The sequence below is a fragment of the Mesorhizobium onobrychidis genome (assembly GCF_024707545.1).
GTDB lineage: Bacteria > Pseudomonadota > Alphaproteobacteria > Rhizobiales > Rhizobiaceae > Mesorhizobium > Mesorhizobium onobrychidis.
The window spans coordinates 6,716,096-6,728,823 of record NZ_CP062229.1; the positions used below are offsets into that span (position 1 = coordinate 6,716,096).

Sequence of the window (12,728 nt, forward strand, 5' to 3'; positions counted from 1 at the left end):
TTCCTTGCCCAATGCTGGAAGGAAGGGAACCGCTGCGGACGGCATCTTTTTCATGATGTCAAGCAGCGCGGCTACACCGGCAGCTTCTCCAATCTGGAGCGACTGCTGGGAGCTTGGCGGCGGGCCGAAAGAGTGCGCGCCGATGATGTTCCTTGCGATCAGCTTGGGACCCGTTCGAGATCCGGATAACGGCCACGCGATTTCGCCAGTTGTTGCCGCGGCGCTGTGCATAAAGCCAAGAGGCCTGCTGACGCCTCGACAAGCAAGGAAAGTCGATGCCCTGAAGCAGGGATCTGACGCATTCGCCGAGTGCGATGCCTGGCAATGCGCTTCAACGGTATTCTTCGGAGCAAGAGGTCGGAAACACTGGACCCCCTGGATCGACGATGCAATCGACTCCGACATCATTCCGATCATGCGATTCGCCCGTGTCTTGCGCAGAGACATCGATGCCGTCAACAACGCCATCGAGCTGCCCTGGAGCAACGGACAGGCCGAAGGTCAGATCAACCGCCTCAAGACCCTCAAGCGCGCAATGTACGGCAGGGCAGGCGCCGAACTGCTGAGAGCACGAATGCTGCCACCGCGCCACACAAATTGAGGAAGAACCCGTTTAACTGCCAAGCGACATCTGGAAGCGGCGCTCTTGGCCGAGGTCCAGTCCGACTTCAACCGATGATTGCCGGGCCCTTCTAGTAGCCGCTAAAAGTTGCCGTGTCGGGAGGGGCAGGACCACCTTTTCAGCCATGAGGCCCCCGTTATCACACCTCCTCAATGCGCCGCCAGCGGCGGCTTCGTTCAATCCTCTCGCAAGACCCGGGTTTCGGCAACCTCGAAGTGTCAGAGGCCTTTCTAGAAACCAAGTCAGCGCCCGCTCAGCCGGTCTTGCAGCGCCTGCCGATCGGCGACGAGGTTGTCGAGGGGCAGCGGCTCGCGGCCTGGCCGCTGCCCTTCCACCAATCGTCCAACCAGCGCCCACGTGCCGTCCAGCACAAAGACGCCGCAATCATAATCGTTCGGCTGTCGGGCCATGGGGGCTGGCGCCAAGGTGGCGTTCAGCAGTCCTGCGAGCTGTGTTGCAGGCCCGTCGTTGTATCCCTCTCGCTGGCGGGAGTCGTAGTGATAGGCGACCGGTATTTCCGGCTCGCGGCGATCAACGAGCAGCAGCGACCAATGGGTGCCGGGGTTAGTCGGAGTGCCATTGTTCACGGGCAGGAACAGGAAGTCGGCCGGGGCGGTGCTTTGATTATAGATGGACTGCAATGTGTGTTGCGCGGTGTTCGACCACGTGACGCAGGAGATGGGATACCGACGGATCCACCAGCCGTGTCCGGGCGGCGAGCTCCGGATTGATCCCCTGCAGTTGCCCCTCCAGCAAATGGTAATCCCTCTGAATATGGGCGTCGCTCAGCCACTCGGTGGCGCCGAGCACCGATCCGTTGGCGACCTTGGACGAGGCTGTCGGACCGAACGCCCCGATCTGAGCATCGGAGGAACTGGTCGTCAGCGTCGTCACATCAACCACTGGAAGACCGCGGTAGGTGCCTGGCAGCCTGGCGGTTGCTGGCGAGGCGGGTTGGGGAGCTCTTGCCGGTGCCGCTGGCGCAGCTTCACCCATGGGCCGAGGTCGAGGGTGATGGATGAGCTGAACCTCATTGGGTTCTCCCGCCCCCGGAACGGCGGCGGACCCTGTCCCTTGCATCATGGACTGCCACTCCGCATCGCGGAGCATCTGCCGCTGCGGACGCACCGGTCCAGAATGAGCATCGTCGCGCAAGTCGGACGGCGTGGGCGCATTCAGATCAACAAAAGACTGAAGACCGCCGTAGGTATCTGAGCGAGCACTGACGGACGGCGCTGGCGCAAAGTGAGCATCGTCGCGTAAGTCGGACGGTGTGGGCGCATTCAGATCAACAAAGGAATCAAGGCCGCCGAAAGTGTCTGAGCGCGCCCTGACGGACGGCGCTGGCGCAAAGTGAGTATCGTCGCGTAAGTCGGACGGTGTGGGCGCATTCAGATCGACAAAAGACTGAAGACCGCCATAGGTGTCCGAGCGCGCCCTGACGGAGTGCTCTGGCGCAAAGTGAGCATCGTCGCGCAAGTCGGACGGTGTGGGGGCATTCAGATCAACAAAAGACTGAAGGCCGCCATAGGTGTCTGAGCGCGCCCTGACGGAGTGCTCTGGCGCAAAGTGAGCATCGTCGCGCAAGTCGGACGGTGTGGGGGCATTCAGATCAACAAAAGACTGAAGGCCGCCGTAGGTGTCTGAGCGAGCCCTGACGGAGTGCTCTGGCGCAAAGTGAGCATCGTCGCGCACGTCGGATGGTGTGGGGGCATTCAGATCGACAAAAGACTGAAGACCGCCATAGGTGTCTGAGCGAGCCCTGACGGAGTGCTCTGGCGCAAAGTGAGCATCGTCGCGCAGGTCGGATGGTGTGGGGGCATTCAGATCAACAAGGGACTGAAGGCCGCCGAAAGTGTCTGAGCGAGCCCTGACGGCGTCAGCTGGCGCAAAGTGAGCGTCGCGCAAGTCGGATGGTGTGGGGGCATTCAGATCGACAAAAGACTGAAGACCGCCATAGGTGTCTGAGCGAGCCCTGACGGAGTGCTCTGGCGCAAAGTGAGCATCGTCGCGCAGGTCGGCAAGTCGTGCGGCTTCAGGGTGGACCCCAAAGGGTGCCTTCGCAGTTGATGGTGACGCGGATTCGTGCATCGGGTCGCTCAAGAAAGGCCCGGTCCCCTCGCTCTGGGCGGCGGGCGCGGCGAGCGCCTGCGGCGGGCTGAGCCGCCCAGCATCCAGCAGCAAAGCCGGCTGCTCACGCGCTCGCAGCCCCAGCTCTCCGTTCGCCTCGACCAGTCTTAGGTAGTTCCGAAGATGCGCCACATCGGAAAAGACGACTTGCCTTCCAGTCCGTTGGAGCGCTACTACATCGTTCTCCAGCCTTAACTGCTCCTGATTCGAGCCGTTAACTCGGCTAGCTATGCTCCCCTTGCCCTGTTTTTGAAGCCAATCACTCACCCCACGAAGACGTGTAGCTCGCTGCTGGGCGAACTGCCTCTGCTTCGCAGTCGGGACTCCAAAATCCATCAACGCTTGGCCGAGCGCACCATCGATGAGGGGGGCGTCTTCGGGATGAGGAATCAGGCAACGGGGCCGCCCGATGCCACGGGGCTCGGGTCCTTCGGCTTCTTCAGCCCCAGGCAAAAACCGCCGGAGATCAAGCAGAGCCGATTTAAGTCGGTTCTGAGGGTCGCCACCCAGGGCCCTATACTCCGAAATCGCCTTATCTAGTGAACCGCCTTGCAGCTGAGCAGCTAAAGGCTCTTTGTTGTTTTCTTGGAGCCACCGAGCAAACAGTCGAAATCCGGAAAGAGTGTTATTGATGGCCCCTTTGGTGGCGATGTCGCGCCGCCCGGCGTTTTCCCGGAACCTTGCCAAGAGACTCACGTCCTCGGCAGGGAGCTCCCCAGTTAGATGGCCTCGCGACGGGAGGCTACCGGGCGCAAGCTTGTTCAGCTGCCCAACGACAGCAATACGGCCACCATCCTTCAGATAGTCCTGCACATCGGCGACAAAAGAAGCATGGCTGGGCGATTCGGTGTTGAACCGGTCGGATATGGGCCTGCGATTTCCCTGGCGCAGCCACCGGCTGAGATGGTGTAGATCACCTACGAATCTCTTGACTGTCCTCTCGTGCGTGTTCGCTTGGACGGCTACTTTCTTGAAGGTGGAAACAAGCGCCTTGTCCTCGGGAAAGGGTTCGGAGCGGTCGCGCTTTTCGCCCACGCGGGCCTCTTTATTCACCCCAAACTCAGGTCGTTGTCTCCCGCTGTTCGGTCCTGGGCGCGGTCCGTGCGTCGCCGCATCGGACGTGTGGCGCGCGCCAGCGGCAAAGTTGTCCCGCAGAGCGGTCGACGGCACCGGTTGCGGAGCGTGGAGGTCCGTGCGCCGGAGCCCTCCACCGCTTTCCCCGGACGAACTAGGCTGCAACTGGTTCAACTGCTGCTCAAAACTCGCTTGCAGACTGGCGGCCTCCTGTTGCCCTACCTGCATGCCGGTATTCTGCCGCGCCACGCCTGGCGCAAACGGGTTCAACTGCCGAGGATTAAATTGAGAACCATCCATATCATTTTCCGTTTGAAATAGAGGCTGCTACTCGCAAGTCTCCGCAGACAAGCTCAGATCTGGTGTAAACGGACAGAAGCCGGTAACGCCTTGGTGGCGAATGGGTTGCGAGCCTCGGACCCTCCCGGCAAGCTATCGCAACCAGCTTTCGAGAAGCTGACCAACCGGAAAAAACCACGTCCACAGGCCTGCATTTCCTCACACGCCCGCTCAGCCCCGATCGCCGGGTAGGATAAAGCGGCCTCTGAATCTGCGGACGCCAAGCATTTTCGCATTCCAGTGACCACGTGTTCCAGGCGATTGTGATGACGAATTCCAGTGATTGCGATCAGGTTCGGAGGCGAAACGCTATGGCAAAGACGATGTCCACCGTGCCTGAGCGCATCAGTTCGAGGAACTCGTCGCGGTAGCGGTCGACACAGAAGGAATCCGACAGCGTCATCGAGACTTCACTCACCCTTCAGCGGCCTGATGTCGAAGGCGACGCCCTGCGCATGGATGTCGTGGCCATAGATTTCGCCGAGCGCATCGTTGGAGACCTTGCCGAAGAAAGCGGCGCCGCCGCCGAAGCTGGCGACGCCGGCCGCCGTGTTGTCGGCGCTGCCGCCGGAGGCCTCGATCGCCGGGCCCATGCGGCTGGAGAGCAGTTCGGCGCGATGCGTATCGATGAGGTTCATCGCGCCCTTGATGATACTGTTGGTTTCGAGGAATTCCTCGTCGCACTGGGCGATGATGTCGACAATGGCATTGCCGATGCAAAGCACGTCATATTCCGGCATCAATTCCTGTCTCCGCCAAAGCCCGACCGGCTTTCTGCGAGACCTGGCGCGGATGGGTTTTTGGCGAGTATGGAATGATGGCCCCTCGCCCGACAAGGCTATACGCCGCTTTCCGCTCGCGAGCAGATGCGGCTGGTGGCGCGATTGAGCCGCTGGCTCGCATTGGAAGGCATGGATGTGGAGGGACTGGGTGCGAGCGAGGTCGATCGGTTCGTCCGTACCCGTCGTGCCGCTGGCCCGCAACTCCGCTCGATCAAAGCATTGCAGCCCCTGTTGGCCTATTTGCAGTCTCGCGGCGTGGTGCTGCCGTCGCCCCGTGCACCCGACGATCCGGCAGATCAGCTGCTGGAACGATACCAACGCTATCTGGCGATTGAGCGCGGTTTGGGGAAAGCGACCGCCGATGTCTATGCCCGGATGGTGCGCCCTTTCTGCGTCATCGATTGTCGTCCGACGGGCGTGCCCTGGACCTTGCGGGTTTGGCCGCGACCGACGTCGTTACCTTTGTCGTGGCACGTTGCCCTCAGCTGAGCCGCGGCGCGGCAAGCCTGACTGTAACGGCGCTGCGGTCGCGGCTCACGTTCCTTCATGTCGAGGGTCTCATCGCTCTCTTGCCGCTTGCGTGCCCTCGGTCGCCGGTCGGCGATTGGCTGGGTTGCCAAAGGGACTGGATTGCGACCAGGTTCAGCGCCTGCTGACGTCCTGCGGCCGCGATACGTCGAACGGCTGCCGCGACTTCGCGGTCCTGACCATGTTGGTTCGTCTCGGCTTGCGGGCGGGGGAAGTCGCCAAGCTCAAGCTTGACAACCTGGATTGGCGGACCGGTGAGATTCTCGTACGGGGCAAAGGAAGCTGCATCGAACACCTTCCCTTGCCGGCCGATGTCGGCGACGCGGTGGCGGCCTATCTGCGCCACGGCCGTCCCCGGACCGCCCAGGGCCCGGACAGTATTTGTGCGAGTCAGGGCGCCCCACGATGCCCTCACAGGCGCTGGCGTGTCGCAAATCGTGGCCGCCGCCGGTTGCCGCACCGGGCTCGGCCGGATCCACGCCCACCGCCTGCGCCATACGGCGGCGTCGGCGATGTTGCGCGCCGGCGCGGCGCTACCGGAGGTCGGGCAGGTCCTGCGTCATCGCCGCGCCCTGACAACGGCGATCTATGCCAAGGTTGATCGCGAAGCCCTGCGAACGATCGCCCGCCCTTGGCCGGGAGAGGTGGCATGAGCGCCCTTCGCCAGGCCCTGGCCGATTACCTGGCCATGCGTCGCGCCCTCGGCTACACGCTTGTTCGGTCCGAGACAGAGAAGCTTCTTGCCCAGTTCCTCACCTACCTCGAGGCGCAGGGCGAAGACCACCTGACCACCAAGACGGCCCTCACTTGGGCGATGCTGCCGGCAGGCGCCGATCGAAGCTGGATGTCGGCGCGACTTTCCGTCGTTCGCCGCTTTGCGACCCATCTGCGCGGGATCGAGCCGGCAACCGAGGTGCCGCCGTGTGATCTGCTGCCGGGGCGATCTTGCCGAGCGACGCCCTACCTCTATTCGCAGGAGGACGTCATCGCCTTGATGACGGCAACCGCGGCCTTGCGCACGCCGCATCGGGAAGCAACCTACCGGACCCTGATCGGCTTGCTGGCGTGACCGGAATGCGGGTTGGAGAAGCGATCGGCCTGGACCGCGACGACTTCGATGCGGTCGGCGGCGGCCTCACCATTCGGCGCGGAAAGTCCGGAAAATCCCGCGAGTTGGCGTTACATCCGAGCACTGTAGCGGCCCTCGGCAATTATCTGCGCCGGCGCGATCGACCCCGCCGGCCGCCGAACACGCCCGCCCTGTTCGTCTCACCGGCCGGCACTAGGCTGCTCTATGTGAACGTTCAAAACACGTTCCAGAAGCTCGTCTGTCGCGTCGGCATCGCCCCGCGCTCGGCAGGTTGCCGACCACGGCTCCACGACCTGCGGCACGCGTTTGCCGTTCGCACGCTTCTTGATGCTTATCGCGACGGCGGCGACCCGGGGCGCCGGCTTGGCCTGCTGTCGACCTATCTCGGTCACGTCGATCCGGGCAAGACGTACTGGTATCTCTCGGCGGCTCCGGAATTGCTGCAACTGGCCGGTGCTCGTCTGGAACGACGGATCGGAGGCGGCGCATGACCGCCCTGAGCGCGACCTTGCAGGCGTTCTTCACCGACCGCCTGATCCGGCAGCGGCAAGCCAGCCCGCATACGCTCGCCGCCTATCGGGACACCCTGCGGCTGATGCTGGTCTTCGCCGCCGCGCGGCATGACACAGAGCCTTCCAGGCTGGAGTTCAACGACCTCGATGCCGCGTGTGTCGGCGACTTCCTCGATCACCTCGAGCGTCATCGAGGCAACAGCGCGCGGACCCGGAATGCGCGGCTTGCCGCAATCCGGTCGTTGTTCCGGTTCGCCGCCCTTCGTTACCCCGAGTACGCCGCGACAATCGAACGGGTGCTCGCGATTCCGCCTAAGGCGTTTTGAGCGACGGCTTGTCACGTTCCTGACGGAGGAGGAACTCGATGTATTGCTGTCCGCCCCCGCGCGGTCGACCTGGACCGGGCGGCGCGACCACGCCTTGCTTCGGCTCGCCGCCCAAACCGGCCTGCGGGCGTCCGAACTGATCGGCCTTCACTGCGCCGATATCCATCTCGGTTCCGGCGCTCATGTCAGCTGTATCGGAAAGGGGCGAAAGCAGCGGATCACACCCCTTACCTCCAACATGGCCGCCGTGCTGCGCGTCTGGCTGGCCGAACGTGCCGGGCAGCCGGCCGATCCCCTCTTCCCTACACAGACCGGCAGGATGATCAGCCGCGACGCTCTCGAGCACCGGCTCGCGAGGTATGTCGAAATCGCTGCCAGAAACTGTCCGTCGCTGCAGCGGAAAAGGGTCACACTGCACACCTTGCGTCATACCGCGGCAATGCGACTGCTGCGTGCCGGCGTCGACACCTCGGTGATCGCGCTGTGGCTTGGCCACGAACAGATCGAGACCACCCACATCTACTTGCACGCCGATCTGGAGCTTAAAGAACGCACCCTGGCGAAAACCACGCCGGCCAACACGGCGCCAGGACGCTACAGACCGCCCGACAAGCTTCTCGCTTTCCTCGAGGCGCTCTGATTATGCCGACCCCATCGCAGCGATCACCGCCTCCGAAGCCGACATCCACCCCCAAGGTCGGCATAATCCGGACATCGGCATAATGCACGTTGGACTAACCCGCTCCGCGAATGCGGAGCGGCAAGGAGGGTGAGTGCCGACAGCGTGATCTGATCGCGTCGTCTGTCGCGCTGGTCATGTGTCCACAACAAGCTCCGACTGCGTCAGCATGGAGTGGCTGCTTGCAGCCTATTCCATCGGACAAAGGAGCTTGTCATGACCCAACTTCGCCAGCGCATGAGCGAGGACATGCAGGTGCGCAACCTCGCGCTCAACACCCAACTCTCCTATCTTCAGCAGGTGTCGCTGTTTGCGCGTCACTTCGGCAAGTCGCCGGACTTGCTCGGGCGCGAGGATATTCGGACCTATCAGGTCTATCTGACCAACGAGAAGAAGCTGTCGCCTGGTTCGATCCACACAGCAATTGCGGCGCTGCGCTTTCTCTACAGTGTGACGCTCGAGAGGGATTGGGCGCCTGAAGAGGTCCTGCCGCTTCCCAAGAAGCCGCAGAAGCTGCCGATCATCCTCAGTGCCGAGGAAGTTCAGCGGTTCCTCGGCTGCGTCCTCGACGTCAAACACCACGCCATCCTGACCACTTGCTATGCCGCCGGCTTGCGCATCTCGGAAGCGGTTCAGCTAAAGCCCACGGGCATCGACAGCCAGAGAATGGTCATCCGCGTCGAGCAGGGCAAAGGCCAGAAGGACCGCTACGTGATGCTGTCGCCCAAGCTGCTGGAGATCCTGCGTGACTATTGGAAGCTGCGGCGGCCAAAGGGCGTGGCTCTTCCCCGGCGATCGTGCCGGCCAGCCGATCACCAGGGATGCGGTGGGACAGGCCTGCGCGAAAGCGTGCGACCTCTCCGGCTTGTCCAAACCGGTCACGCCGCACAGTTTGCGGCACGCCTTCGCCGTCCATCTGTTGGAGGCCGGCGCCGACGTGCGCACCATTCAACTGCTGCTCGGTCACCGCAGCCTCGCGACCACCGCCCATTACCTGCGGATCGCCACCAACAAGGTCTGCGCCACATCGAGCCCCTTCGAGCTCTTACCAAGCACCTGGGCGCCGAGATCGGCTTCTTCGCCGTGCTGCACAGCTGGGGCCAGAACCTGCTTCATCATCCGCATCTGCGGAGCGGATCGACAAGACTTTGCACTGTCATGCTCCTGCACCGGTGGGCGGTTCGTGCAAGACCTTGATACGCTCGGCGTGACGTTCGCGCTCGGTTTGAGCAACCAAATCCGGTATCGCTTGCGCCAAGTCCTGGAAACGTCCGTTTAAGAGCGAGATGCGCTGATCTCCAATGTCTGCGAGCCTCTTAAGTTTGGCAAAAAACGGACTCGCGTTCTCTTGTGCAGGGCTTCCGGCAGAAAGGATGTGGTCGGCTTTTTCCCAGTTCAGTACTGGCGAGGAACGCCATATCGCATACGACAATTCGAAGGGTCATATTGGCTTCGACAGCCGCCATGATCGGCTTGCTGATATGGTCGTCATTGAAGCCGAAGCCGGACACTATCAGGGCCGTATCCGGTTCCCGAATTGCCGTTTGAAATGCGGACATCATGTCGAGGTACGGGGATTCAAAAGCCTCTTGATACTTGCTGTCACGCGGATAGATCAAAGCCGGCGTGCCATCGCGATCATCCCGTGACCGGAGCAGCTCTGACTCCTTGCGCCGCCAATCGATGGAACCGTGTAGCTTATGGAGATGAAAGACGTTCTCGATGTAGTCCGGACTATCTTTTCCTCCATCCCGCCGAACGATGTCATGAACGAAATGGCTTCGATCATAAACCTGCGGAATCGAATGTGAGAAGCCATCGATGACCGTGAAACGCAGGCCCTGTGCAGCATATTCGAAGCAAAGGTTGTAGTTGGTCGTAAATATACGTACGCGGGGTTTGCGGATTCCCCGCCTTGCAATTTTGCGAATAATCGCTTGATGCGCCGCAAGATCGGTGACCTCGCTTACAAAATCCACCCGTGCCGCGATCGTCTTCTCGGCGAGAGTGATAAAATCGGAGACCTCATTTGCCTTGTCCGCGCCGAACAATTCCAAGTACATTTTGCAGTGTGTGAGGAATTTCTCTATGTTCTTGGCTTCGGCAATCGCTTTTGTGTTCGGAACTTTTGCGGCAATTGCATCAATGGGTGCCTGGGTGGCTGCGACGACGACCGCGTCCCAAAGGTCACGCATTCCAGGGGCCTGTTTCGCGTCGTCCTTTGGATTTCTCGCACAAAAGGATGAGCCCGCTCCTGTAAGCAGAACTAGGTTTGAGGCGTTCAGCGCCAGCGTCAATGTCTCTTCGACGGACCGCGCGCTTCCGCGCTCAACGACTTGCCCTTGTCGTTTTTCTTGTCTTCGCTGGCGCGCCATCCCTCACAGCGCGAGTAGTGCCGGATATTGTCTAACGCCGCCGATTTACCATCCCAATAGCCCATCATCTCTCCTCACATCGCGAAGAACTATACAAATCTTGCATGCCTTCGCGAAGTGTTTTCACGAACGCTAGCGATTATAGGAAGTAAGCCAGCCCGATTGTTATTTCTCTAACAGAAACGCTTGTGAAATTGCGGGATAATCGTGAGTCAGCGCCTGCCCAGCTATGCCCGTAAATTCCCACTTTTCTTATTCTGTGGGGGGCGATCCAGCGAGTGTCCAAACGATCATCGGCTGGTTGCCGGGGGGCATACCGGGGCGTATAGGGAGGCCGGATAGCGCGGTTTAAATTTGTAAGAATTGCGGCGATGACCGCCGCATTTTTGAAAGATTGTAAATTCACTTTAAACGTGATAGTTTATAGGAGTCATGGGAATGCGGCGATCATCGCCGCATATTAGCGCCTCTATAAACTTATGCCAACGAACACTGACCGGAGACAATTGCTGCAAAACCTGTTGCCCGAAGGCCTACCGGTTACAAAGCAATGGCTAGCGAAGCAGACCCCGGACTTCGATCGCCATGCGCTCGACAATCTGGTCAAAAGCAGGCAGCTCACGCCGCTCGCATCCGGCGTCTACATACGCCCCGGTACACACCTCACCTGGCAGGGCGTCGTCGCTGCGTTGCAGACTATCTTCCGCACGGATCTCACTGTCGGCGGGCTAACTGCACTCGAATTGCAAGGATTTGCACATTACCTGCCACTATCGAGGCAACATGCAGTCCATCTCTACGGCAAAAACGCCTTGCCCACCTGGTTACAAAATGCGCTGCCTTCAGTTCAATTGGTTCGACATAGCAGTCTCAACTCACTAGGCGGCGCCGGTCTCCTAACTTGGGAGTATGATATCAATGAGCGATCTTTCGTGGCCAGCGACATACCGGGTCAACGAGCAAGCGCGTGGCCGTTTACCATGTCGTCGCCCGAGCGCGCTTATCTCGAAGTCCTCAACGAAGTGCCTGACACCATCTCTTTCGAACATGCCGACCAACTTCTCCAAGGTATGACGACCGTCTCGCCAAGGCGCATGGAGCAGCTCTTGCGCAAATGCACGAGCGTCAAATTGCGCAGGCTGTTCTACTGGATGGCCGAGCGCCATTCGTACGCCTGGCTGAAGAAGCTCCCCAAACCCGAAGCGCTCGATGAACTTGGCCTTGGCAGCGGCAACAGAGTGCTGGCCAGGGGCGGCAGACTCGATACAAAATACCACATAACGGTCCCGGAGGATATGTGGACACAAGTAGCCCCTACTACAGACAAGTCCGGCTCCTGACGCGTGTCTTGCCGCTCGTTGCGGCGGAGACGTGCTTCGCCCTAAAAGGCGGCACCGCCATCAATCTCTTTATTCGCGATCTGCCGCGGCTTTCCGTCGACATCGATCTTGTCTATCTGCCTATGGACGAGCGTGACGAGGCGCTCAAGAAAATCGCTGATGCGCTCGCGCGCATTGCTGATGCGATTTCAAAGGCGATGCCCGATACGGAGATCATCCGATCGTATGAAGATCAGCGCGATGCCTTGCGCCTGTTCGTGACGCAAGGCGGGGATCGCATCAAGATCGAACTCTCGCCCGTGCTGCGCGGCTCGGTATTCCCAGAGGAGCTACGAGAGGTGTCACCAGCCGTCGAAGAGCAATTCGGCTTCGTCGAGATGCAACTTCTTTCGATCCCCGATCTCTATGCCGGAAAAATCTGCGCCGCGCTCGATCGCCAACATCCGCGCGATCTCTTCGATGTCAAATTGCTGCTCGAGAATGAAGGATTGACCGAGGATCTGGTAAAGACCTTTCTCGTCTACCTCATCAGTCACAACCGAACGATGGCTGAACTCCTTCAACCGACCCGCAAGGACATTGCCGGCATCTACGAAGGTGAGTTTTTGCGCATGTCGCAGATCGAGGTGAGCCTCGATGAATTGCTCGACGGTCGCCAGCGACTGATTGCGGGCCTCAATCAGGCATTGACCGACGATCAGCGAAAATTTCTTCTCTCATTTAAGGCGCGTCGCCCACAATGGGATCTGCTCGGAATTGAAGGGGCGGACAAGCTTCCCGCCGTTCGCTGGAAGCTCCAAAATCTGGAACGCATGCCTGAGGCGAGACATCAGCAGGCATACCAAAATCTTGAACGAGTGCTCAGCAAGAAAGCGAGTGACTCTACCACGCCACCGCGTACCGATACCGAAGAGTGAGACCTTGTTTGCCG

The 12,728-nt window shown here is 60.5% G+C and carries 10 protein-coding genes and 5 pseudogenes; 10 read left to right on the top strand and 5 right to left on the bottom strand.

The genetic code is table 11. From position 1 onward, the window contains the following. The first annotated feature begins 145 nt into the window (after positions 1–145). Positions 146–601: a transposase gene (locus tag IHQ72_RS33175; RefSeq protein WP_258124019.1), complete on the top strand. Its 456-nt coding sequence runs from the start codon at positions 146–148 to the stop codon at positions 599–601. Positions 602–864: 263 nt separating this feature from the next. Here the strand turns inward: IHQ72_RS33175 and IHQ72_RS33180 are convergent, their stop codons facing one another. The 3 genes and pseudogenes from IHQ72_RS33180 to IHQ72_RS33190 all read right to left on the bottom strand — a co-directional run. Further along, positions 865–1,263, bottom strand: coding sequence for a hypothetical protein (locus IHQ72_RS33180; RefSeq protein WP_258119981.1), 399 nt, complete (start codon positions 1,261–1,263; stop codon positions 865–867). Beyond that, positions 1,247–4,126 (bottom strand): hypothetical protein, encoded by a 2,880-nt coding sequence (locus IHQ72_RS33185; RefSeq protein WP_258119983.1) that lies wholly within the window; start codon positions 4,124–4,126, stop codon positions 1,247–1,249. The genes IHQ72_RS33180 and IHQ72_RS33185 overlap by 17 nt, the downstream gene beginning before the upstream one ends. 352 nt (positions 4,127–4,478) lie before the next feature. Beyond that, positions 4,479–4,905: pseudogene (locus IHQ72_RS33190) on the bottom strand (carbohydrate kinase family protein); the annotation flags it as partial. A gap of 144 nt (positions 4,906–5,049) precedes the next feature. On the opposite strand from IHQ72_RS33190, the gene IHQ72_RS33195 reads away from it, so the two are divergent. The 7 genes and pseudogenes from IHQ72_RS33195 to IHQ72_RS37280 all read left to right on the top strand — a co-directional run. Continuing rightward, the gene (locus IHQ72_RS33195) at positions 5,050–5,436 is read left to right on the top strand and encodes a hypothetical protein (protein WP_258119985.1); all 387 of its coding nucleotides are present in this window, start codon (positions 5,050–5,052) and stop codon (positions 5,434–5,436) included. A 91-nt stretch (positions 5,437–5,527) separates the two neighbouring features. Continuing rightward, positions 5,528–6,128: pseudogene (locus IHQ72_RS33200) on the top strand (site-specific integrase). Next, entirely contained in the window at positions 6,125–6,544 is a 420-nt protein-coding gene (locus tag IHQ72_RS33205; protein ID WP_258119987.1) for a hypothetical protein, read from the top strand. The pseudogene IHQ72_RS33200 and the gene IHQ72_RS33205 overlap by 4 nt, the downstream one beginning before the upstream one ends. A 5-nt stretch (positions 6,545–6,549) precedes the next feature. After that, a complete protein-coding gene (locus IHQ72_RS33210) occupies positions 6,550–7,056 on the top strand; it encodes a tyrosine-type recombinase/integrase (protein ID WP_258124020.1) in 507 nt (168 codons plus the stop codon). Next, a pseudogene (locus tag IHQ72_RS33215) lies at positions 7,053–8,043 on the top strand (tyrosine-type recombinase/integrase). Before IHQ72_RS33210 ends, IHQ72_RS33215 begins: the two are co-directional and overlap by 4 nt. 255 nt (positions 8,044–8,298) lie before the next feature. Next, positions 8,299–9,133 (top strand): annotated as a pseudogene (locus IHQ72_RS33220) (tyrosine-type recombinase/integrase); the annotation flags it as partial. After that, positions 9,133–9,210 (top strand): annotated as a pseudogene (locus IHQ72_RS37280) (transposase); the annotation flags it as partial. The pseudogenes IHQ72_RS33220 and IHQ72_RS37280, both read left to right, overlap by 1 nt. Before the next feature lie 188 nt (positions 9,211–9,398). On the opposite strand, the gene IHQ72_RS33225 reads toward IHQ72_RS37280, so the two are convergent. Then, positions 9,399–10,379: an SIR2 family protein gene (locus IHQ72_RS33225; RefSeq protein WP_258119989.1), complete on the bottom strand. Its 981-nt coding sequence runs from the start codon at positions 10,377–10,379 to the stop codon at positions 9,399–9,401. Continuing rightward, positions 10,376–10,522, bottom strand: a complete 147-nt coding sequence (locus IHQ72_RS33230) for a hypothetical protein (protein ID WP_258119990.1) — start codon at positions 10,520–10,522, stop codon at positions 10,376–10,378. The genes IHQ72_RS33225 and IHQ72_RS33230 overlap by 4 nt, the downstream gene beginning before the upstream one ends. A 441-nt stretch (positions 10,523–10,963) precedes the next feature. Between IHQ72_RS33230 and IHQ72_RS33235 the strand changes: the two genes are divergently transcribed. Further along, positions 10,964–11,797, top strand: coding sequence for a type IV toxin-antitoxin system AbiEi family antitoxin domain-containing protein (locus IHQ72_RS33235; RefSeq protein WP_258119992.1), 834 nt, complete (start codon positions 10,964–10,966; stop codon positions 11,795–11,797). An 8-nt stretch (positions 11,798–11,805) separates the two neighbouring features. After that, positions 11,806–12,714, top strand: coding sequence for a nucleotidyl transferase AbiEii/AbiGii toxin family protein (locus IHQ72_RS33240; RefSeq protein WP_258119994.1), 909 nt, complete (start codon positions 11,806–11,808; stop codon positions 12,712–12,714). Positions 12,715–12,728: the final 14 nt, after the last annotated feature.

Excerpts from the sequence above, each read along its gene's own strand:
- IHQ72_RS33230 (WP_258119990.1), bottom strand. The coding sequence starts at position 10,522 with ATGGGCTATTGGGATGGTAAATCGGCGGCGTTAGACAATATCCGGCAC.
- IHQ72_RS33185 (WP_258119983.1), bottom strand. The coding sequence starts at position 4,126 with ATGGATGGTTCTCAATTTAATCCTCGGCAGTTGAACCCGTTTGCGCCA.
- IHQ72_RS33210 (WP_258124020.1), top strand. The coding sequence starts at position 6,550 with ATGCGGGTTGGAGAAGCGATCGGCCTGGACCGCGACGACTTCGATGCG.
- IHQ72_RS33175 (WP_258124019.1), top strand. The coding sequence starts at position 146 with ATGTTCCTTGCGATCAGCTTGGGACCCGTTCGAGATCCGGATAACGGC.
- IHQ72_RS33205 (WP_258119987.1), top strand. The coding sequence starts at position 6,125 with ATGAGCGCCCTTCGCCAGGCCCTGGCCGATTACCTGGCCATGCGTCGC.